At 57.3% G+C, this 22,392-nt stretch carries 18 protein-coding genes; 13 read left to right on the forward strand and 5 right to left on the reverse strand.

Annotation, left to right across the window (positions count from 1 at the left end; all coding sequences use genetic code 11):
• The first annotated feature begins 62 nt into the window (after positions 1-62).
• The 8 genes from OIL77_06395 (at position 63) to OIL77_06430 (ending at position 7,960) form a co-directional block, all read left to right on the forward strand.
• Complete coding sequence (locus OIL77_06395; GenBank protein HJI45032.1) at positions 63-1,505, forward strand: glycoside hydrolase family 32 protein; 1,443 nt, start codon at positions 63-65, stop codon at positions 1,503-1,505.
• A gap of 276 nt (positions 1,506-1,781) precedes the next feature.
• The gene (locus OIL77_06400; GenBank protein HJI45033.1) at positions 1,782-2,636 is read left to right on the forward strand and encodes a DegV family EDD domain-containing protein; all 855 of its coding nucleotides are present in this window, start codon (positions 1,782-1,784) and stop codon (positions 2,634-2,636) included.
• Positions 2,637-2,809: 173 nt separating this feature from the next.
• Positions 2,810-3,628, forward strand: coding sequence for a pyruvate formate-lyase-activating protein (gene pflA / locus OIL77_06405; GenBank protein HJI45034.1), 819 nt, complete (start codon positions 2,810-2,812; stop codon positions 3,626-3,628).
• Between the two features lie 503 nt (positions 3,629-4,131).
• Positions 4,132-5,076: a class A beta-lactamase-related serine hydrolase gene (locus OIL77_06410; protein ID HJI45035.1), complete on the forward strand. Its 945-nt coding sequence runs from the start codon at positions 4,132-4,134 to the stop codon at positions 5,074-5,076.
• A gap of 65 nt (positions 5,077-5,141) precedes the next feature.
• Complete coding sequence (mtnN, locus tag OIL77_06415; GenBank protein HJI45036.1) at positions 5,142-5,882, forward strand: 5'-methylthioadenosine/S-adenosylhomocysteine nucleosidase; 741 nt, start codon at positions 5,142-5,144, stop codon at positions 5,880-5,882.
• A gap of 38 nt (positions 5,883-5,920) precedes the next feature.
• Positions 5,921-6,511, forward strand: a complete 591-nt coding sequence (gene yihA / locus OIL77_06420) for a ribosome biogenesis GTP-binding protein YihA/YsxC (protein HJI45037.1) — start codon at positions 5,921-5,923, stop codon at positions 6,509-6,511.
• A gap of 101 nt (positions 6,512-6,612) precedes the next feature.
• Positions 6,613-7,296: a DUF3990 domain-containing protein gene (locus OIL77_06425; protein ID HJI45038.1), complete on the forward strand. Its 684-nt coding sequence runs from the start codon at positions 6,613-6,615 to the stop codon at positions 7,294-7,296.
• Positions 7,297-7,327: 31 nt separating this feature from the next.
• Positions 7,328-7,960, forward strand: a complete 633-nt coding sequence (locus OIL77_06430) for a helix-turn-helix transcriptional regulator (GenBank protein ID HJI45039.1) — start codon at positions 7,328-7,330, stop codon at positions 7,958-7,960.
• Between the two features lie 1,243 nt (positions 7,961-9,203).
• Here OIL77_06430 and thrB read toward each other — a convergent pair.
• Complete coding sequence (gene thrB, locus OIL77_06435; GenBank protein ID HJI45040.1) at positions 9,204-10,085, reverse strand: homoserine kinase; 882 nt, start codon at positions 10,083-10,085, stop codon at positions 9,204-9,206.
• 203 nt (positions 10,086-10,288) lie between these two features.
• The gene (gene thrC / locus OIL77_06440; GenBank protein HJI45041.1) at positions 10,289-11,806 is read right to left on the reverse strand and encodes a threonine synthase; all 1,518 of its coding nucleotides are present in this window, start codon (positions 11,804-11,806) and stop codon (positions 10,289-10,291) included.
• A 103-nt stretch (positions 11,807-11,909) separates the two neighbouring features.
• Here thrC and OIL77_06445 point away from each other — a divergent pair, with 103 nt between their 5' ends.
• The 3 genes from OIL77_06445 (at position 11,910) to OIL77_06455 (ending at position 15,477) form a co-directional block, all read left to right on the forward strand.
• Positions 11,910-13,298, forward strand: a complete 1,389-nt coding sequence (locus OIL77_06445) for an aspartate kinase (GenBank protein HJI45042.1) — start codon at positions 11,910-11,912, stop codon at positions 13,296-13,298.
• A gap of 173 nt (positions 13,299-13,471) precedes the next feature.
• Entirely contained in the window at positions 13,472-14,497 is a 1,026-nt protein-coding gene (locus OIL77_06450; protein ID HJI45043.1) for an aspartate-semialdehyde dehydrogenase, read from the forward strand.
• A 428-nt stretch (positions 14,498-14,925) separates the two neighbouring features.
• Positions 14,926-15,477: a methylated-DNA--[protein]-cysteine S-methyltransferase gene (locus OIL77_06455; protein ID HJI45044.1), complete on the forward strand. Its 552-nt coding sequence runs from the start codon at positions 14,926-14,928 to the stop codon at positions 15,475-15,477.
• 144 nt (positions 15,478-15,621) lie between these two features.
• Here the strand turns inward: OIL77_06455 and OIL77_06460 are convergent, their stop codons facing one another.
• Both OIL77_06460 and OIL77_06465 read right to left on the reverse strand, forming a co-directional pair.
• Entirely contained in the window at positions 15,622-15,816 is a 195-nt protein-coding gene (locus OIL77_06460) for a hypothetical protein (GenBank protein ID HJI45045.1), read from the reverse strand.
• Positions 15,817-16,355: 539 nt separating this feature from the next.
• Positions 16,356-16,994, reverse strand: a complete 639-nt coding sequence (locus OIL77_06465; GenBank protein ID HJI45046.1) for a GyrI-like domain-containing protein — start codon at positions 16,992-16,994, stop codon at positions 16,356-16,358.
• Between the two features lie 271 nt (positions 16,995-17,265).
• Here OIL77_06465 and OIL77_06470 point away from each other — a divergent pair, with 271 nt between their 5' ends.
• The gene (locus OIL77_06470; GenBank protein ID HJI45047.1) at positions 17,266-17,967 is read left to right on the forward strand and encodes an ABC transporter ATP-binding protein; all 702 of its coding nucleotides are present in this window, start codon (positions 17,266-17,268) and stop codon (positions 17,965-17,967) included.
• A 5-nt stretch (positions 17,968-17,972) separates the two neighbouring features.
• A complete protein-coding gene (locus tag OIL77_06475; protein ID HJI45048.1) occupies positions 17,973-20,738 on the forward strand; it encodes a hypothetical protein in 2,766 nt (921 codons plus the stop codon).
• 514 nt (positions 20,739-21,252) lie between these two features.
• Here OIL77_06475 and OIL77_06480 read toward each other — a convergent pair.
• Positions 21,253-22,173 (reverse strand): helix-turn-helix domain-containing protein, encoded by a 921-nt coding sequence (locus OIL77_06480; GenBank protein HJI45049.1) that lies wholly within the window; start codon positions 22,171-22,173, stop codon positions 21,253-21,255.
• Positions 22,174-22,392 lie beyond the last annotated feature (219 nt).

Here is a 22,392-nt window from a genome sequence, read left to right on the forward strand (position 1 = left end):
GGAAGGGCGTTCGGCTCGTGTGAGTCGAGCGTCCTTTCCTATAGACGAGAAGGTCAATGGCGATGTTTAATCAAAAAAATAAGGTGACACGCGCGGACTATGAGCAGTGGCGTGCCGGACAAGATGAGACGGCGGCTCGCATCGCGTCCGACCCCGATAGGCTTCTGTTCCATGTGGAGCCTGAGCTTGGCTGGCTCAATGACCCCAACGGTTTGGTGCAGATTGGTGATACGTATCACATCTATCATCAATACGATCCGTTCGATGCTGCGCATGGCGGTCCAGTGCTTTGGAACCATCTGACGACAAAGGATTTTGTGACGTACGAGAATCACGGCCCTGTGCTGTTCCCCGATTCCGATTTGGATTCGAACGGAGCGTATTCTGGTTCTGCCTTTGTACGCGATGGCAAGATTCACTACTTCTATACCGGCAACGTCAAGCATTTTGACCGCGATGATTACGACTACGTGTTGACGGGCCGTGAGCAAAACCAGATTCATATGGTTGCCGAGAATCCCGACGAATTGGGCGAGAAGTGCATAGCTGTTGGACCGGTCGATTACCCCGACGATATCGGTACGCACGTGCGCGACCCCAAGATCCTTGAGCGCGACGGTATCTACTACATGGTTCTGGGCGCTCGTACGAAAGACGATCGCGGCTGCGTGCTTGTCTATACCTCGCGCGATCTAGAGGACTGGAACTATGCGACGCGTATTGAGCTGGGCGAGAAGTTTGGCTTTATGTGGGAGTGCCCCGATCTGTTTGAGCTCGATGGTGAGCTTATTCTCGTTTGCTGTCCGCAGGGTGTGCCTGCCGATGGTTGGCGTTACCGCAATCCGCATCAGTGCGTGTGGTTCCCCATCGAGGCCGATTGGGAGGCGCCGAGCTTTAAAATCGTCGGGCAGGGCATGCCCCCGATGGTCGATGCCGGTTTTGATTTCTATGCTCCGCAGTCCTTTGAGGATGCTGCAGGCCGGCGTTTGATGATCGGATGGTCGGGTTGTCCCGATGCGACGGCAGAAAGCCCGACGGTGGCGCGCGGGTGGCAGTGCGCGTTGACGGTGCCGCGAGAGCTGAGCATGCGCGATGGTAAGCTCTGCCAGCAGCCGGCGCACGAGATTGAGAGGATGCGCGGCGACTGCGTTCGCGCGACAGGCGGTGAAACCGTTGAGGAGCCGGGCCGCCTGTTTGATCTTGTGGTTTCCTGTGAGGGCACCAAGATGGTCGAGCTCGAAATCCGCAAGGGTGTCTTTGTGCGCTATGCAGGCGGGATGCTTACCCTCGACATGGGTGACGAAGGCTATGGGCGCGACCAGAGGTCGATCGAGCTCAGCGAGCTTCGCGACCTGCGCGTGCTTTCGGACACTACGATTGTCGAGATTTTTGCAAATGGCGGCGAGGCGGCACTTACGAGCCGTACCTATTCGCCGGCGGTTTCGGCGATGGGGTTGCATGCCGAGGGTGCGGCATCGATGAATTTCTACCGCCTCGTGCATTAACCGTGCATGGGGCACGATTGGACTTGCTGGGCGAAATGAATCGCAGTTGCCGCGGCTAGCTACCGTTTATCGCGTATAGCGACCGTTTGCGGAGTAAGTAACACTTAGTAATAAACCGTGTAGAATCTCAGGTTAGCACGGAGTTTTCCAGGGAGACGCTGTCCTTTGTTGTGCGCAAGGGGCGGCGTCTCTTTGGCGCTTGGACGCCGTTGTGCAACAGTGCGGCGGCGCGTGCCATGTATTGAAAAGCCAATGTCGAGATGGGTCGTGATAATAATGGGCAAGTACGTAATCGTGGTTGAGTCTGGGTCGGATGTGACGCCGGAGCTCTGCGAGCGCTACGGCATCGTGCGCGTGCCCATGCATGTCACGATTGGTGACGAGACCGTCGAGGACGGCTCCATCGATCCACTCGAGATTTACTCGCGCTGCAACGAGTTTGGCGTAATGCCCAAGACCAGCGGCTGCGCGCCTGCAGATTTTGCGCACGTATATGACCGTATCCATGCCGAGCAGCCCGATGCGACCATTCTGCATCTTGCGTACTCCGAAGTCACGACTTGCTCGCATCAGTCCTCCAAGATTGCGGCTAAGGGCCGCGACTACGTATTCTCCATGGATACGCGTTTTGTCTCGGTGGGCCAGTCGCTCGTTGCCGTCGAGACCGCCAAATACATCGAGGCTCACCCCGACGCCACCGTCGACGAGATCTTTGCATTTACGAACTCCGTCATGGACCGCGTGCTGCTGGGCTTTGTTCCTACCGACCTGGCCTTTCTTAAGGCGGGCGGTCGTCTGTCCAACGTCGCGTTCCTTGGCGCCCACCTGCTCAAGATTAAGCCCTGCATTGAGGTGACGGGCGGTAAGTTTGTGGCGACCAAGAAGTTCCGCGGCTCTATGCTCAAGTGCGCCCGCGCCTTTATTGACCACATGGTTGAGAAGGGCGAGATTGACTACTCGCACATTGGCCTGGCGTATTCGGTAGGCCTTTCCCAGGAGCTGCGCGACGACATGGAAGTCTATGCGCACGACCTGGGCTTTAAGGACGTTACCTGGACTCAGGTCGGTGGCGTCATCTCGAGCCATTGCGGCCCGACCGCCTTCGGTGCGGTGCTCACGCTTAAAGCGTAAAGGCTGTAGGCGAGCATTCTTCGGCTTCACATCTCGACATGGGCTCCCGTCACGGTAATGGGGGATAGATTAAAACGTGCCATTCTAGCCCGAGACGTTTAAACGCAAACGTATGGGCTAGAATGGCTCTGGCATTTATGTAGCTAAAACCAATGAGAGGCAAGGTAGCGGGAATGGCTGAGATGACGCTCGAGGGTGTGGACGCTCGTCCCGAGGACTCTGCGTTTGCCCTGGGCCGCGTACATTCGATTGAGACGATGGGAACGGTCGATGGACCTGGCATCCGCTTTGTGGTGTTTGTTCAGGGCTGCCCCATGCGCTGTGCGTATTGCCACAACCCCGATACCTGGTCGGTTAACGGCGGTACCATGGTGACCGTCGAGCACCTGATGGACGAGTTCCAGAGCAACCATGAGTTTTACCGCAGCGGTGGTATTACGGTATCCGGCGGCGAGCCGCTCCTGCAGCCCGCGTTTTTAGCCGACCTGTTCCGCGCCATGCACAATAACCCCGATGGTCGCGTGCATACCTGCTTGGATAGCTGCGGCTATGCGTTCGATCCCGCGCATCCCGAGAAGTTCGATGCCGTACTCAACGAGACCGACATGGTGCTGCTTGACATTAAACACGCCGATCCCGTCGAGCATAAAAAGCTGACCGGTTGCGATCCCGCACGCATCCTGGCGTTTGGTGATGAGCTTGCCCGTCGCAAGATTAAGGTCGTTATCCGCCACGTGGTGGTGCCCGGCATTACCGATACGGTTGAGGAGTGCGAGGCACTCGGTCGTCTGATTGCCCCGTGGCATAACGTGGTGGGCCTGGAGATGCTGCCGTATCACACGATGGGCGTCGTCAAGTATGAGCAGCTGGGGATTCCCTATAAGCTCGAGGGCGTTCCCCAGATGGATACCGCGCGCATGCCCGAGCTACGCAACGCCGTCATGATGGGCATGAAAAAGCGCCGCGCGGAACTCAAAAACGCTATCGGCTAGCGAGCCATTTTCGCTCCCCAAGGGCACTCATTGGGGACAGACTTAAATGAGTGCCCCTGGGCGCCAAGTTGATTGCCAAAGAGCCCCGTCAAGTTGCGGTGGAATAGTTCTTGTTTTTTGGCTTATGCCGCCCAAACAGGAACTATTCCACCGCAACTGCGTTTTGGGCGGAGATGCGCAACAGAATCGGTGTATTTGCATAGAAACGCTTGTGGTTTCTTTAAAGACGCCTTAAACGCCGCTGAATATCTTTGGAAAGAAATGCCTGCTCGGTATTATGCTGCTCGTATATAAAACGGTAGCAATCAGGAGACCGCGTGCGAAATAACGCATCGCGGGACGAGTATGTGCCGCAGCATAGCAGCAGATATGAGACGAAGGGCACGTCTTCGCGTGGCCTCGCTGACGCTCGCATCCGCGTGACGAAGATTGCTGCCATTGGGATGCTAACGTTGGCGGTTATTATCCTCGGAATTACCGCCAAAACCTACGCGTCGGAGCGAATGGCACACTCAGATGCGTCAACGGTGCAGACGCAAAACAAAAAGGTCTCTGAATCTAAAGCCACCGCAAGTCAAACCCTGTCGACAGCGAGCCTCAAGACGAGGCTTTCGAAGGCGGACTTTAACGATATTCCCTCAGGCGATACCGTGCAGACCTTCTCACTGGTTGATGACCAGATCCCCGCCCTGGAGGATGAGAGCCTCGCCGCGCTCCAAGATGCCCTTGACCAGGCCAAGGAATTGGGCGATATGGGCGTGGTGTTTTACGATCTGTCGAGCGGCAAGGGCGTGACGTATAACGCGGACGCCGAGGTGTACGGTGCGAGCAGCTATAAGGCGCTCTATGTGCTCTACGTCTGCGAATCTCTGGTCGAGACGGGCCAGGTCTCACTCGATGATTCCCTTGGCACCTATGGCGGCTACAACATGGGCTGGCAGACGGTGCGCGACCTGATCGAGGCCGCGGTCGTTAATTCGGACAACGATTCGTTTATCGCGTTGCGTGCGGCGTTTGACCGTGTCGGTTACGAGGATTGGATTGCCGCACTCGGCGTCGAAGACGAGGTCGCGCTCGATCCGATGAGTGATTTTCCCACTTATTGCCCGCGCACCTCGGCCAAGTTGTGGTGCGAGATGAGCGAGTATCTGAGCCATGATACCGAGACGTCACAATGGCTGTCGGGCCTTCTGGCCTCTACGGCCCGATCGTTTATTCGTGACGGCATTGCGGACGACCAAGCCTTGGTGCGCAACAAGGCAGGCTGGATTAGCGAGGATGGTTGCTATTCGACATGCGATGCGGGCCTTATCGACATCGATGGCCGTACCTATGTCATGAGCATCATGACATCGATGCCGTGGAGCGACCGCTCGAGCGAGGTCACGGCTGCGATGCAAAGGCTCTGTTTGATACGCGAGCTGCGCTGGCCTAGCGTGTTCGTTTGACGAGGTCAAACAAAATGCTGGTACCATACCGTGGTTGAGAATTTCGTATAGGTTTGGGGAATGGCATGGCTACCATCGCGATTATCGGTGCACTCGAAAAAGAGATCATGCAGATTAAGGAAGAGCTGAGCGACGTTTGCGAGGCACAGGAGGCAGGCTTGACCGTTGTGAGCGGTGAGTTCGACGGCCTGACGCTTGTCGCCACGACGGCGGGCATGGGCACGGTAAACGCCGCTGCTGCGACGCAGCACCTCATTAGCAAGTATGCTCCACAGGCAGTTGTGTTTTCGGGCATTGCGGGCGGTTTGAACCCCAAGCTCCATATCGACGACGTGGTCATTGGCAAACGCCTACGCTATCTGGATACCGATACCGCGCTTATCGCCGAGTCTGCACCGGGGCTCGAGGAGTTTGGCTCGACGTCTGCGCTGGTTGATATCGCTGCCGATGTACTTGCTGAGCATGGGTTTGTTGATGCTTCGACAAATGCGGCCGCCTCGAACGAGGGCGCAAAGCAGTTCCTGGTCGGCACGATTGCCACGGGCAACCGTTTTGTGACGGGCGCCGCCATGCGCAACGACGCTATCGAGGCGACGCACGCCGATTGTGTCGGCATGGAGGGCGCGGCGATTGCCCATGTCGCAACTAAAAATGGTGTCGATTGCCTGGTGTTGCGCGCTATCAGCGATAATTGTGATGAGGCGTACGATGCGATTTGCGACCGCGAGTTCGACCTGTTCGAGTATGCTCGCACCGCGAGTGGCATTACGCTCGATATCGTTCGCCGTATCGCTGCTATCTATTAGCGCGCTCTTTTGTAAGAACCTACGACCAAGGAGTGTCCATGGCCGATTCCATTAACTACCAGCTTGCCAAGTTCGTTGCCAGCTATGGCAAGGTTTCGCAGATTCCCGAGTCCACCTGCCCCGAGGTGAGCTTCGTCGGCCGCTCCAACGTGGGCAAGTCGTCGATCATGAACAAGCTTTTTGGCCGCAAGAACCTCGTCAAGGTCTCGAGCACACCGGGCAAGACGAGCAACATCAACTTCTTTGAGGCTGACGACGTGCACTTCGTCGACCTGCCGGGTTATGGTTTCGCCCGTCGTTCCAAGGCCGAGCGTGACCGCTGGGCAGAACTTATCGGCGACTTCTTCGACTCGGAGCGCAGCTTTAACCTGGTCGTGTCGCTGGTGGATATTCGTCACGACCCGAGCAAACTCGACCATGACATGATCGACTACCTTCAGGGCAACGAGTTCAACTTTATCGTCTGCCTCACCAAGGCAGACAAACTCAGCCGCACCCAGCAGGCCCGCCAGGCAGCAGCCATCAAAAAGCAGCTCAACGTCCCGGCCGAGAACGTAATCATCACAAGCTCCCAAACCGGCACCGGCATCGACGAACTCAAAAAGCGCATCGCCGAGGCCTGCCTCTAGTAAGGGCTCTTGGCAGGCAATAGTTTGCATCTATCTATATCACCCCAGTGATAGTTGTTGGTACACTATCACTGGGGTGATATTTGTATTTGGAGGTCACAATGGAGCTTTGGCACGGGTCGGAGGTTGTTGTCGAGCATCCGTCGTTGGATAAATGCAGACAATTCAATGACTATGGGTGTGGGTTTTATTGCACGCCACATGAGGAAATGGCAATGGAGTGGGCATGTCGGACTGAGTCTGATGGCATTGCAAATCGATATGAACTTGATTTAGATGGCCTTTCGGTCTTGGATTTAGAGTCTGGGGAGTTTTCAATCCTCAATTGGCTTGCGATTTTGGCCGACAACCGGGAGTTTAATGTCTCGACGCCGCTAGCACGCGACGGACTTCGATTTCTGCTTGATAACTGTTTGATTGATATTTCTTCTTACGACGTTATTCGGGGCTATCGTGCCGACGACTCGTATTTTTCTTTTGCAAGGCAGTTTGTTAATGGCATGATTTCGCTCCGACAACTTCAGCGCATTATGCGCCTGGGCGATCTAGGCATTCAATATGCTCTTATGAGTGAGCGCGCATTCTCGGCGATTAGATTCTGCGATTGGAAGCCGGCTTCGGGATCTGAGTTTTATCCCAAGCGTTTTGAGCGAGAGCAGAACGCTCGGCGCAAGTACTTGGACACGGTAAATGGATTTGATTCTGAAGGTATCGACATCAAGGATTTAATGGCGGGGAGGGTTGATTTGGATGATCCAAGAGTTAACGAGTTGTGGTCCGAGTAGGACGTACCCCGTCTACTACCTCGAGGACGCAATGAACAACCTTGGCGACTGCTTTGACTATGCCGTGAACGACTATGGAGCGGAAGGGTCCGAGATCGCTGAGCTCTTTTGCCTGAGCGGCGTAGCTCGCGAGTTTGAGCGCGGCAACGCATGGGTCGTATCGGGAAAATCAGGTGTTGAGCTGTTCGCACTTATCGCCGAAAGGTCGGGATATCAAAGCGGGTCTATACCGGACCGCACCTATCGTTTTGAGAAGACGCCGGAGTATTGGACGGGCTGGATATTGGCATATCTGCAATGGCGTCTGGGCGAGTCTTTCGAAGACCTGCTGCATGCCGTTCCGTTCGATGCGCTGTGCAATATGTATTACCCCTGGCACGAAGCCTCAGAGGAGCGTGTGGCGCGTCTTGTTTGCGATATAGCGAAGAAAACACCTCGTCAAACCAAACTGGCGCTAGCAAGAAAGAAGCTTAAGAAAACCCAACAAGATCTAGCATACGAATCGGGTGTGTCACTCCGCTCAATCCAAATGTACGAGCAGCGCCAGAGAAACATCAATGAAGCTTCGGTAACAAGCGTAAGAGCCATAGCAAAAGCCCTCCACTGCAACATCGAAGATCTCCTAGAGCCAGTCTTCGAATACAAAGAAACCAGCGCCGCCTAAACCAATATATTGCCAAGGTTTGTATCTAGTAAGCGCTCCTTACCAGCAAGAGTCCCTACCAATAGATAGCGGCTTAAAGGGCCGAAATCGTATGAATGGCATTGCGACTTCCAAATGGGTGACTGCTGCTTGAAAAGCTATAGAAATAGGGGCCGATTTAACGGCCCCAAGCATCGCATAAATGGCATATACGTTTTATCAACTATTTCTTGTTTTTAACCCATTTGCAGATACGCCAAATAAGCACTCCGACGAGAATCCAAACGAGAGCGATCATAATGTCTGAGCGTGCAGGAATTGGGATCATTGAACTTCCTCAATTGATGTGAGTCTAGTTTGCATAGGTGTGGAGCGTGCTGCCTTCCATGGTCGCTTGCAACACGGCGATACCGGACGTCATCCCCATCGATTCATAGTTGAGTCGATATGTCGCCTGTTTCGAGTTCCATATAAAGGACTCGTTAGTTACCGTACAGCCGATAGTCGTATAGTTTTGTCCCCAAGCGCTGGTAATGAGCGAGTTCGCTATCTTGATCTTGAATTCGCGATAAATAAAAGGACTGTTGTAATAGATAGTCCAAGTTCCAGATGCGTTGTTGTAGTAACTGTCCCATATCAGGCTGGGTTCATTGGTTTTTTAATTCCTATTACTGCAACGGTCCCATCCTTAAGCTTGACTTGATGAGACTGCTCGGGACCTTTCGTTAAATCAAAATCTTGGGTTGCGCCAGAAATTGCGACAGCATCGCTTTCTGCAGCATAAGCAGTCGAAGGGCTAAACGAGAAACATATCGGTAATATCAAAAGTATCGAGAGGAAAAACGAAGCTTTGAGTGTGCGTAACACTTTGACCACCTCCATACTGCGATGCCTAGTTAAATAGTAGCATGGATAAACAGTTTATTATGTAACCTAAAAAGCCCCTATCTGCCCGGCGCCCCTTCAAAGCGTGGGTCCCTGTAGACATCCTCAGCAAGGTAAACGCAGAGATGGTCGGGGTGTTCCCCTCAAAATTATTCCGCAGCGCGAAGGCCTCTCGTCTGTGGCTCCGTTGGAGCACAAGATTAAATCAGCGAATGCGATTATCCTGTCGAGGCTGCGCAGGTCCCCTTGGGGCTTCCCCTGAAAACAATCCGCAGATCGAATTGCCCCGTCGCGCGAAGCGCACGACGGGGCAATTCATGATCGAGGACGTTTTCAGGGGAAGCCCCAAGGGGACCGGTGAGAGCAATGAGGCAGGGCGCTACAGGTACTCGATTTGAGCGCCCTCGGTGTCGCACGTCAGAATATGCGTGTCACACTTGGGGAACTGTTCACGCAGCTTGACCTGTAGGAACTTTGCCACGATGGTGTCGTCAGTCACGGCCATGAGGGTCGAGCCGGAGCCACTGATCCAGATGGTCTTGGCGCCTCCGTTAAGGCAGGTGTCGCGCACGGCGTTGTAGTCGGGAATCAGACGGCGACGATAGGGCTCCTGGATGCGGTCGTCGTTGGCGGCGGCAATCAGGTCAAGGTCGCCGGTCTCCAGGCCGCGCGTCATGCCGGCGATGCGGCCCATCTGCCACACGGCGGTGGAGAGCGGAATCTCCTGCGGCACGACCTTGCGCGCCTCGCTCGTGTGTACCTCGTAGGGCGGAATCACGGTAATAAAACGCAGGCGATCGCTCACCTCGTAGCGCAGGCACTGGGGGAGCGAATCGGTCGGCGTAAAGGAGCAGACGGCGCCGCCCAGGATAGCAGGGGCGACGTTATCGGGATGGCCCTCGACCTCGGTGGCAATGCGGACGAGCTCAGCGCGGTCGACGGTGTGGCCCGTCAGCGCGGCGGCAGCCATGATGCCGGCGACGACGCAGGTGGAGCTGGAACCCAGGCCACGGGCGACGGGCACGTCGGTCTGAATGTCGATAGCGACGGGGAAGGCCGGCTCGCCCCAGGCGGCCAGAGCATCGACAAAGCTCACATAGACCAGGTTATTCTCGTTTTGGAACTCCTCGGGGCAGCCCGTGATGGTGAGCTTGTCGGCGCGCTCGAAGGTGAAGTGCGAGTAGAGGCTGACGGCCATGCCGAGGGTGTCGTAGCCAATGCCTAGGTTGGCGCTTGTTGCTGGGACGGTGATCTTGATCATGTGAGTCCTCCTGGCGTGCCTGGCTGTTTAGTTCGCTGCTCGGGCAGTCCTGCGCAAGACGGAAAGCACATTAAGTGCTTTCCTTTGCGTGCGGAACTCGCGACGAACTAAACAGCCAGGCACGCTATGCACGTTCGTCATCATCCCGGTAGGTATCTGATAAAAGAAGGTGCGCCGGCTTTCGCCGGCGCCTTATAAGGGGTTTAGTTGGTAGCCATCTTTTTTGCAGCCTGCTCTACGTAGTTGGCCATGTCGGCAACGTCGCAGACGTCTTCGAAGCGGACGGGCTTGGACTCGAGCTCGGCGAGCTGAGTCGGGGCGACCGTGTTGGTGGCCTGCTCGAGTACACGCATAGCCTCAAAATCATCCTCGGGAACGTCGAGGCCCAGGGCGTCGCAGCAGGCGCGCGGGAACTTGTAGGGGCTGGCGGTCGAAAGCAGCACGCGGGCCTTGGCGCCCTCGGCGGGGGCGACCTGCTCAAAGACGTGATAGCCGCAAGCGGTGTGCGGGTCGATCACGTAGCCATTTGCGTCCCAGCAGCTCTTGATGGCGGCGCGGACCTCGTCCTCGCTGGCCCAGCCGCAGCCAAACACGCTCTGGATCTTGGCCAGCAGCTCGGCAGGCACCTCGTAGCGACCCGTCTGGGCAAGCTGCTCCATAAGGCCGGCAACAAGCTCGCAGTCGCCGTCGGACAGGAAGTAGAGCATGCGCTCCAGGTTGGAGCTAATAAGGATGTCCATCGACGGCGAGATGGTCGTGAAAAACGGACGGTTACGGTCGTAAACGCCGGTGGTCAGGAAGTCGGCAAGCACGTTGTTCTTGTCGCTCGCCACGACGAGCTTGGCGACGGGCAGATCCATGCGCTTGGCGTAGTAGCCGGCCAAGATATCGCCAAAGTTGCCGGTGGGCACACAGAACTCTACGGCGTCGCCGGCCTCGATGGCGCCGGCGCGCAGCAGCTGCGCATAGGCGGCAAAGTAGTAGACGACCTGCGGTACCAGACGGCCGACATTGATGGAGTTGGCACTCGAAAGCACCGTGCCTGCGGCCTCCAGACGCTCGGCAAGCTCCTTATCGGCAAAGATGCGCTTGACGGCGCTCTGGGCGTCGTCAAAGTTGCCGCGGATGCCGCAGACGGCGACGTTATCGCCCTCCTGCGTGGACATCTGCAGATTCTGCACGCGGCTGACTTTGCCCTCGGGATAAAAGACGGTGATGCCCGTGCCCGGCGCGTCGGCAAAACCGGCGAGTGCGGCCTTGCCGGTGTCGCCCGACGTGGCGGTGACGATCATGATGCGCTCGGCGCCGCCGTCCTTGGCGGAAGTGCGGGCCATCAGACGGGGGAGCATCTGCAGGGCGACGTCCTTGAAGGCGCTTGTGGGGCCGCCAAAGAGCTCCATCACATAGGTCTGAGGGGCGTCAGCGCCCGGCGCAGCGTCGAGTTTGACGAGCGGCGTAACCTCCTCACTCGCGAACGTGCCGCGGTATGCCTCGTCGACACACGCCGAAATTTCTTCGGCCGTGTAATCATTCAGTAACATTCCCAACACATCTTGAGCGATTTCAAAGTACGATTTATCTGCAAGCGAGCTGATATCGACCTGCTGGGTGCCGAGCTCGTCCGAGACAAACAAACCCCCGTCGGGAGCGATGCCGGTGCGGATTGCCACCTTGCTTGAGCACGATAAAGTGCGTCCTCGTGTACTATGATAAGTTCCCATATAACACTGCTCCTCGGATGCCTTGGTCCCAATCGGTGAAACCATGGTATCAGAGCGCGCAAAACAGGTTTGCAGAGGCTTTTAGAAAGGTAACCTCAAGCCCATGATTAAGATTGCCAAGTTTGGCGGCTCGTCGGTCGCCGACGCCGAACACTTCAAGAAGATCAAGGCCATCGTCGATGCCGACCCTGCCCGCCGTTTTGTGGTGGTTTCTGCCTGCGGCCGCCGCTTTAAGGGCGACACCAAGGTGACCGACCTGCTCTACCTGGTTAACGCGCACGTTAAGTATCACGTTTCGTGCGAGGAACTGCTCGAGGACATTGGCCAGCGCTATTTTGATATCGCTGACGAGCTGGAGCTCACCTATCCCATCCGCGAGGAGTTTGCGGCCTTTGCCGAGCGCGCCCGCTCGGGCGGCTACTCTACCGAGGAGCTCGTGAGCCGTGGCGAGTACTTCACCGCTCGCCTGATGGCTGAGTACCTGGGCCTACCGTTCCTGGACGCCGCGACGGTTGTGGCGTTCCATCACGACGGTACGCTCAGCATGAATCGCACCTCCGAGCTGGTGCAGGAGTATGGCCAACAGGGCGGCTTCGTTATGCCTGGTTTCTACGGCGCGACGCGTGAGGGCCAGATCAAGCTGCTCGATCGTGGCGGCGGCGATATCTCGGGCTCGATTCTGGCCAAGTGCCTGGGCGCTGATCTGTACGAGAACTGGACCGACGTCTCGGGCTTCTATTCTGCCGATCCGCGTATTGTTCCCGAGGCCCAGCCCATTGCGCGCGTTACCTACGAGGAGCTGCGCGAGCTTTCGTACATGGGCGCGAGCGTCCTGCACGAGGAGGCTGTGTTCCCCGTGCGCGAGGCCGGCATTCCGCTGGTCATCAAGAACACCAATGCGCCACAGGACCCCGGCACCATCATTAGCGAGACGGCTGATGAGGGCGAGGCAGAGCCCATCATTACCGGCGTGACCGGCAAGCGCGGTTTTGTTGCCATCAACGTTGCCCGCGACCGTACCAAGCCCCGTGTCGGCTTTATGCGCCGCGCACTTTCGGTGTTCGAGCGCTATGACGTTTCCGTCGAGCACATGCCCACCGGTGTCGACCGCTTTGGCGCCGTGGTGCAGGAGAAGGATGTGCACGATTCGCTGTACTCGCTCGTGGGCGACATCCAGCAGGAGGTCGAGCCGCTCGAGATCGAGGTTGTCGAGGGCTTGGCGCTTATCGCGACCGTCGGCCGCAACCTGCGTGGTCGTGCCGGCATCTCGGGCCACCTGTTTGGCATGCTTGGTCAAGCTGGCGTGAGCGTGCGCATGATTTCGCAGAGCTGCGACGAGATCAACATCATCATAGGTGTCGAGGAGAAGGACTTCGACCTAGCGATTCGGACCATTTACCGTGCCTTCTCCGATGAGAACGGCATTGTGAAGGTCTCCGACCTGGAGGCTTCCGCGCCGGTCGATCCCGCTCTGGCTGCGCTCCACAAGTAGCTGCTATCTCGCTAGATTTTTGGGAGTTGCCTCAAAATCTACGGCGGGGCGTTTCGTTTCGGTTTCGTTTCGACGGGGCGGGTTTCGTGCCCGCCCTGTTCTTGTATACACTGGCAACAATAATCGGACTGCTCGGCGTGCGGGCAAAAGCCACAACCTTTAAAGGGGGAAGCATGAAACAGTACACGGTTGCTATTTTGGGCGCGACGGGAGCCGTGGGCACCCAGATGCTTGAGTGCCTCAACGAGCAGGAGTTCCCGGTCGGCAAGCTCAAGCTGTTGGCAAGTGCACGCTCCGCGGGCAAAACCGTTGAGTTCCGCGGCGAGCAGGTTGTGATTGAGGAGGCTTGCCCCGAGGCCTTTGAGGGCTGCGACATTGTGCTTGGCGCCGCCGGCGACGACATCGCGAAGGAGCTGCTGCCCGAGGCCGTCAAGCGCGGCGCCGTCGTGGTCGATAACAGCCATGCCTTCCGCATGGATCCCGAGGTACCGCTGGTCGTGCCCGAGATCAATGCCGACGACATCAAGTGGCATCACGGCCTTATCGCCAACCCCAACTGCGCGACCATTATCGGTCTGGTTCCCACGTGGCCGCTGCACCAGCTTGCCGGCGTTAAGCGTATGATCGTGTCCACGTATCAGGCGGCTTCGGGTGCCGGCGCTCCCGGTATGGCCGAGCTCGAGGCTCAGCTGGCCGCCCTGGGCCGCGGCGAGGAGATTCCCGAGCCGCGCGCTTTTGCCGCCCAGCTGGCGAGCAACCTGATTCCGCAGATTGGCGGCGTCAAGGAGGAGGGCTTTACCTCCGAGGAGATGAAGCTACAAAACGAGGGCCGCAAGATTATGCATCTGCCCGAGCTGCGCGTGAACTGCACCTGCGTGCGCGTGCCCGTGCTGCGTTCGCACTCCGAGAGCATCACGCTCGAGTTCGAGCGTGACATTACGGTTGACGAGGCCCGTGCTGCGCTGGCTGCCGCTCCCGGCGTCAAGCTGGTTGACGATATGGCTGCCGAGGATGCGCACGACCGCTTCCCCATGCCGATGGATACGTCCGACCAAGACCTGATTTGGGTCGGCCGCGTGCGTCGCGACATCTCGAACCCCGAGGCCGCGCGCGGTATCACCTTCTGGTGCTGCGGTGACCAAATCCGTAAGGGCGCGGCAACTAACGCCGTCCAGATTGCTAAGCTGCTCTGCGAGTAGTGTGACCTGTCCGGCGGGGGCCGGGCTAGTTTTCAGAACGTCCTCGACCATGTGTGGCGCCTTGTCCTGCTCCTCCGGAGCCGCGGACAAGGCGCCACACTGGTCTGCGGAGTGTTCTGAAAACTAGCCCGGCCCCCGCCTGCGGTGACGCTGCTGCAAGCGGCCTGCGATGGGGCCGTTGTTGGTTGGGGCCGCTGGGCTGATATGGGGGCGCGTGGCTGTTGCGGGCCCTGGTCCCGGCGGCGGCCTCGGCGCTTTGCGCCTGCCGCCTTTGGGGACTGTGGGGCGCGGCCGGCAGCTGCGACGCTGTCGCGCCTACTGCCTTGGGTGACTTTGGGGTCGATTGGGGTTGTCTGCACAATTCGCGGTATTATGGTGCGGAGTTTTGAAAGGAGCCGCTGGTGGTCACGACGACGTTTGCTTCGCCTTTGGGCGAGATTTTGCTTGCCGCTGATGGCCGTGGTTTGACAGGGCTTTGGTTTGAGGGACAGGAGCACTTTGGCGCTACGCTTCTCAAAGAAGATGCAGAGCATGTTGAAGGTACCGATGCGGTTTCCGGTATTGGTGGCATGTCTTCGGCGAATCCGGCCCATGGTGCGGCTTCTTCGGTGCTTGAGCGTTCGTGGGCTTGGCTGAATGCTTATTTTGCAGGGCAGGAGCCTCGGTATACGCCGCCGTTACATATGATCGGCACGGCGTTTCAGCGTGAAGTTTGGTACGAGCTGCTTTCTATTCCGCGTGGCGAGGTTGCTACGTATGGTGAGATCGCCCAGCGTGTTGCGGCTCGACATCGTGTACCGGGAAATGAAACGCCCGTTGTGTCTCCCCGTGCCGTGGGGGCCGCAGTCGCGCGTAATCCCATTTCGATTATCGTGCCGTGCCATCGCGTGGTGGCGGCCGACGGATCGCTCAACGGATATGCCGGCGGGCTTGATCGCAAGGAGTGGCTGCTGCGGCTTGAGGGCGCGTACGAGGAATAACGCTCGAACACTTTGCATAACTAGGACGCCGTGAAAGAACGGGACACGCTTTCCGAATGGCGTCCCAAACGGAAACCGTGTCCCGGAATACAGCCTTAGAGTGGGATGCCGTTTCCGGTTGAGACCACTTGCTTGGACATCTTTCTACGCCCGCTTCTGCAGGGCATAGATCGACTTATCCATGTTGAACAGGTAAGCCGCGACGCAGACGATGAAGAATGCCGGCAGATTACCGAAACCGAAGACTTCGCAGCCAATCAGGATGGGTGCGAGCAGCGTATTGGTGGCGCTGCCAAAGACGGCTGCGTAGCCCAGCGCGGCGCAAAGCGCGATGGACATGCCGAGTTGAGTCTCGTTATGGCGACATCTGGGTAACAGAAAGGCCCGCGTTCCTCAGAGGCAAGATAGGCAATTCTGCTTTTGAGGTAGATCTCAATTCTGCCGACCGCATCAAACATTAACTGCCGGAGGGCTCGGTCAAATTCATACGTGTAGATGATGGTTTCGAATGTTGTGCCTTCGCGAAAGATGGTAATCCCGGACTTGCATTTGGTTTTGTAGGGAAACCAGTAGGCCGACAGTCTGTAGTGGCCGACTTCGACCAAAGCTCGCTCGAGTTCGCTTTGATCAGAGCACTTAAGACCCCTGTATTCTGTCAATAGTGCTATTTGTTCGTTGATGGATATCCGCGACTTCCGGTATTTCATTTAAGCCTCTTGATAGAAAAAGAGCTGGAGTTGCGCATCGTTGAGAGGCTTTCCAGCTTTAGCAAAACAAACTTATAAGATGCGACGGGCCGCGTCAAGATAATTACCGGACGGCCCAGGAGGCGGCTGGTTGGCTGGCTTAAAACCTAGCGCGTGAAATGACGCCCCACGCTATTCAGCGCGCTTGATAGGATGACGAACCACAGTCTTAAGTTTCTCCGGCGCACATTTGCGTGGATCGGAGAGATAGATTTCGTGATGTAAACGGTTGTCTGAGAAGTCGGGGACATAGCCCTGCTCGGTCGCGTATTCATGCATGGCGTCTACGGTTGTCGGCTCGCTGTCATAGGGTCCGGTATGCATGCATTGAACGCAGAGACCCTCGTCAACTTTAAGCAGCTCGACGGCAGAAAAGTCCAGTTTCTTTTTGGCCGTGGCTTCCGCGACCGCCCAGTCAAAGTCATCCTGAGTGACGAAATCGGGCAGGCGGATGCACGAGATAAAGTTGAAATCGTCCTTGCGTACATAATCGATGTCGCCGCTCGGGGAGTCTTGCCACCAGAAGCCCTCGAGCGGCGGTACCACAAAGTCGAAATAGCCCTCGATACTCCTTGAGCCTTTCTTTGACATCTTGACGGTATAGGCGATGCCGTAAAGCAGCGGCAGGGCATTTTGATACTCGCCACCTTCGGTATTTGGGTCGCCCTTTCCGCGAACGGCAACGTAGCTCATAGGCGGGACAGTTACGATACTCGGCTTGCTCGCAGGTCTGTAGAGCTCCTTGCATTCCTTCTTAAAGTCGAACGCCATGTTGGCCGCCTTTCTGCGTATTGGCCTGCTTAGATAGCTGAATCATATCATAGAAACGAACAGCTGTTCGAATGATTTGGCTGACAGATTGAGATGCGTGCGTTGTGTTTGGCGGTCGGCCTGACCCCATCGATGATTTCTCTGCCTCCCCGGCGCCTCATCTATAGCTGCCGTTTCCCCATATAGAACCTGCCAAAATAAACCCGTCCCTTTTTAGTCGGTGCGAAATGGGTAATACTAAAGAGTTATCCGACCAGATGGGAACCGATCGATGGCTTATATCGAATTCAAAGACGTCATCAAGGCATACGGCGAGGGCGACGCCCGCATTCACGCACTCGACGGCGCGAGCTTTACGGTCGAGCGCGGCGAGCTCGCCATCATTTTGGGTGCTTCGGGTGCCGGCAAGACCACGGCGCTCAACATTCTGGGCGGCATGGATACGGCGACTTCCGGCACCGTGACGGTGGACGGGCGCGATGTGAGCTCCGCTAACGAGGCGCAGCTCGTGGAATACCGCCGCGCCGACGTCGGCTTTGTCTTCCAGTTCTACAATCTGGTCCCCAACCTGACGGCGCTCGAAAATGTTGAGCTTGCGGCGCAAATCTGCCCTGATTCGCTCGATGCCGAGCAAACGCTTTGCCAGGTTGGCTTGGGTGAGCGCCTCGCCAACTTCCCCGCGCAGCTTTCGGGCGGCGAGCAGCAGCGCGTGTCCATTGCCCGCGCACTGGCAAAGAACCCCAAGCTGCTTTTGTGCGACGAGCCCACGGGCGCACTTGACTATAAAACCGGCAAGCAGATCTTGCAGCTGCTGCAGGACACTTGCCGCAAGCAGGGCATTACGGTCATCATCATCACCCACAACTCCGCGCTGGCGCCCATGGCCGATCGCCTGATCCGCTTTAAGAACGGTCGCGTGGAGAGCGAGACGGTCCAGCAAAATCCCGTGCCTATCGAGACGATCGAGTGGTAGCGCCCATGGACCAAGACCGCCAAAACAGCCTACGCCGCGACGCGCAGAACACGGAGCGCGAGCAGGATTTTACGACCTACCGCACTGCCCAAAGCTCAAACGATATGGTGCCGACGGTTTTTCGCCGTGGCATCTACCGCACAATCCGAGGCAGTCTTAAGCGCTTTTTGTCAATCGTGGTCATCACCGCGCTTGGCGTGAGCGTGATGTGCGGCCTTAAGGCGGGTTGCGAGGACCTGTGTGATTCGGTTGATGCCTACTTCGACCAGCAAAATGTCTATGACATTAACGTGCAGTCGACCTATGGCCTGACTGACGATGATCTCGACGCCATACAAGAGGTCGATGGCGTCGAAACGGCCGAGGGCATCTACACCGAGACCGCCTACACCGCCGTGGGCACAACGCGCGAGCGCGTGGTCGTGCAGAGTCTCTCCAAGGAGAACATCGATCAGCCGGTGCTCGTGAACGGCGATTTGCCCGAGAGCGCTGATGAAGTCGCGGTGACTTCGAAGTTCCTGAAGGCATCGGGCAAGAAAATCGGCGATACGGTGAGTTTTGCCGCCAATGACGCGAGCTCGTCCAATCAAAGCGCCAAGGACCAGTTTGCCGCGGGCGATTACACCATTACGGCTGAGGTCCTCGACCCCACTGATGTAAGTTCTGACTCGACAGTCAACGCCTTTCGCGCTGCTTCGGCGGCGGACTATAAGTTCTATGTGAGCGAGGACGCCGCGACATCTTCTTCCTACTCCGCGGTCCACGTGATCGTCGAGGGAGCCAAGAGCCTCAACTCCTATTCGGATTCCTACGCGGCAAAGATCAATGAGGTCAAGGGCAATATCGAGAAGATCCGCGAGGAGCGTGAGAAGGCGCGCGCCCAGGAGCTGACGGTCGACACGCCGGCGAGCTTGGACGCGGCTGAGCGTCAGGCGAATATGCTCTTTGGGATTGAGCAGGACAACATCAACCGCATGGCCGAGGGCAGCGACGAGCGTGCGCAGGCGCAAGCCGACCTGGATCAGCGTCGCGCCGCCGCCGATCAACAGTTTGCCGATGCCCGCGCCGAGCTTTCCGATCTGGGCGAATGCACCTGGTACATCCAGGACCGCGGCAACATCGCAAGTTACTCGAGCGTGGAGAGCGACAGCTCGTCAATTGAGGCCATCGCCACGGTGTTCCCGTTCATCTTCTTTATCGTCGCCGTGCTCATCAGCCTCACCACCGCCACGCGTATGGTCGAGGAGGAGCGCACGCTCATCGGCCTGTATAAGGCGCTCGGTTATTCGCGCGGATGCATCCTGTCCAAATACGTGGACTATGCGCTGTGGGCTTGTCTGATCGGCGGCGTGCTTGGCAATATCATCGGCTTTGTGGGCCTGCCGCTGTTCTTGTTTACGGTGTTCGACGACATGTATTCGCTGCCCCAGATGCTGCTTTCGTACGACATCGTGTCGTCGATTGTGTCGGTGGCGCTGTTTGCCGTGGGCGTGGTGGGCGCCACGATTGTCGCCTGCCGCCACGAGATGGCCGAGACCCCTGCCTCGCTCATGCGCCCCAAGGCCCCGCGCGCTGGCTCGCGCATCTTGCTCGAGCGCATCGGCTTTATCTGGCGCCGCATGGGCTTTTTGAACAAGGTGGCGGCGCGTAACCTGTTCCGCTACAAAAAGCGCGCCTTTATGACCATCTTCGGCATCGCGGGTTGCACCGCGCTTGTGATCTGCGGCATGGGCATCCGTGATACGTCGGTCGCGCTGTCGCCCAAGCAGTACGGCCACATCACACGCTACGATTTGCTGGCGGTCGCCAACCCCGATGATTTTTCGCAGACGTGCGCGGCGTTGGATGAGCGCAGTGCAGCCAAGGATTCCAACGTGACCGTGACTTCGACGCTGCCGATTATGACAGACAACGTCACCTTTACATTTGGCGGTAAGAGCGAGACCGTGCAGCTCATCGTGATTCCCGACGACCGCACGGGCGACTTGGGCGATTACGTGCGCCTGGAGGATGAGTCCAAAGAACCGCTCGCCCTGCGTGACGGGGATGTGTATTTGAGCAAGAGCTCTCAGCTGGTGCTGGGGATCAAGCCGGGCGACACGGCTCACGTCCAGGATTCGTCGCTCAATGTTGCCAAGGTCAAAGTCAGCGACATCTCGCTCAACTATCTAGGCAACACGCTTTACATGACGCAGGGCACCTATGAGCGCGCGTTCGGTCGAAGCGCGCGCCTCAACGGCATCCTTGCGCTGCTTAAGGGTTCGTCGGCCGATCAGATTGCGTTTACCAACCGTCTTAAGAGCGATGGTTGGATTACGCTGTCGAGTACCGCCGAGCATTGGGAAAACTATGAGGCAAACTTTACGATTATCAATTCGGTCGTGGTGCTTGTGACCTTTATGGCGGCGTGTCTGTCGTTTGTGGTGGTATTTACGTTGTCTAACACCAACATCTCGGAGCGCGAACGCGAGCTGGCGACTATCAAGGTGCTGGGCTTCCGCCGTGGCGAGGTGCACCACTACGTCAACAAGGAGACGTTGATTCTTACGGCGATCGGAGCCGCGCTGGGCGTACCGCTGGGTGGTGCGCTGGCCGAGAGCTTTACGTACATCTTGCAGATGCCGTCGCTGTACTTTGACGTCGAGGTCGAGCCGCTGAGCTATGTGCTGTCCGTTCTGCTGGCATTTGGCTTTACGTTTATCGTCAACCTCGCCACCAACCGTACCCTCAACAAGATCGACATGGTCGGCGCCCTCAAGAGCGCCGAGTAACCTGCCAAAAAGGGACAGGTTTATTTTGGCAGGTTTTATCTGGGCAAACGCCGGACAACCATTAGGTGGCCCGGCGTTTGCCCCGTCAAACGGGCTTTCCATTTGCCTTTCATTCTATTTGGTTTTCGCTCACAGGCGTGGATGAGAGGCTCTCTTTAGCCTTCGAGATTGGGCTTGTATGGGTCGTATGCCACAAAATGGGCCTATCTACTACGTTTGCTACCACACCCTCGACCGTGACAAAGATTATGAAATTAAAACCGCAGGTAGAGGGCTTGCCATTTTTCGGAAAAGGCGGGTATGGTCGGCCCTCTCGAGTTAAACGTAGTAAATAGGCCCTTTTCTTGGCGCGCGGTCAGCTCAATGCTAATCTCCGTGCCGGAACTGACCCAGTTGTTTGTAAGTTGCGGTGATATACGGACTGTTTGGCGCTTTGGAGCTTCAAAACAGTCCCTATCTCACCGCAACTTAGGAGAAGGGCGGGGGCGGTTGGGTGCTGCTGGGTCGGAGCGTGTTAGGCCTGTTTGCGGTGCTTCCATTGTTTGCGGCGCCAGCGCATGAGCGCCTTTACGATGGGAATCGTGATGAGGACGATCCATGCAGGATGGGGCTGTCCCAAACAGAGCCACATGTAGAGGAACCAAGCGATGGCGGCTGCCGGGTAGATGACCTCGATCAGCTTAGACAGGTGGCGTCGATCGATGAAGTCACCAATCGCGTAGTAGACGGGAACCAAAAAGACGAGGAAAAGCCCCATGCCCCATGTGCCGTAGACAATGCCGAGCACCAGATAGGCAAGAGTGACAAGTGCGGGGAAGGGGAATTTGTTCCATGCACGTCCGACCTTGGTGTGGAAATGCTTGCCATGATGGTCGAGCTTGTCGTGTGCTTCTTTCCAGCTGGAAAACGTCTCGCCGTCGATGGTGACGGTGCCGTCGTCATTGGTGCGCACGCTATGTCCATCGTCCTCAAGCGTATCGATATGCACGCCGCCCGGCCCCACATGCACCTCTTCGCCCTTGCGCTCATTGGTCACATGGATGCCGCTCCAGCCAACATGGACTTCCTCGCCTTTATTGGGATCAATGACGTGGATACCGCGCGCGAGGGAAATGTCGACAAGTGGTTTGTCGCCGCAATCGGCGTGCTCGGCAGAATCCTCAGCCTCGTCAGCCACATCCGCCGTCTCGGTGTCGGCGCTACCGTTCTCCAGGTCGTCGGCATCGTTGGCCGCCTCCCCATATAGCAGCTCGTCCAACGGCACGCCATACAGCGCGGCGAGCGCAATGAGGTTATCGGTATCGGGTGAGGACTCGCTGCGCTCCCATTTACTAACAGCCTGGCGGCTTACGCCCAGCTGGGCAGCAAGCGCCTCCTGAGAAAGGCCGGCAGCTTTACGGCGATCGACGAGGCGCTGTGCCATCGCAAGATCCATGGTGGTTCCTTTCGTTTGATGGTCGAATCGAATGAGCCGAGTATGCCGAGAACAACCGGTAGCGACCACCATTTCTAGTTAGAATCTGCCCCAACCCTACCGCAACTACCGGTAGCAACCCCTAACGACCAGCCATTTCAGGACAAATGTCAGTGCTACTCTCAGCTAAGAGCCTGCAACATCCCAAAATCTCAGCCCACGCATTTGCAGCAAGAAGAC

Source organism: Coriobacteriaceae bacterium (assembly GCA_025993015.1).
In the GTDB taxonomy this organism is placed as follows: Bacteria; Actinomycetota; Coriobacteriia; order Coriobacteriales; family Coriobacteriaceae; genus Collinsella.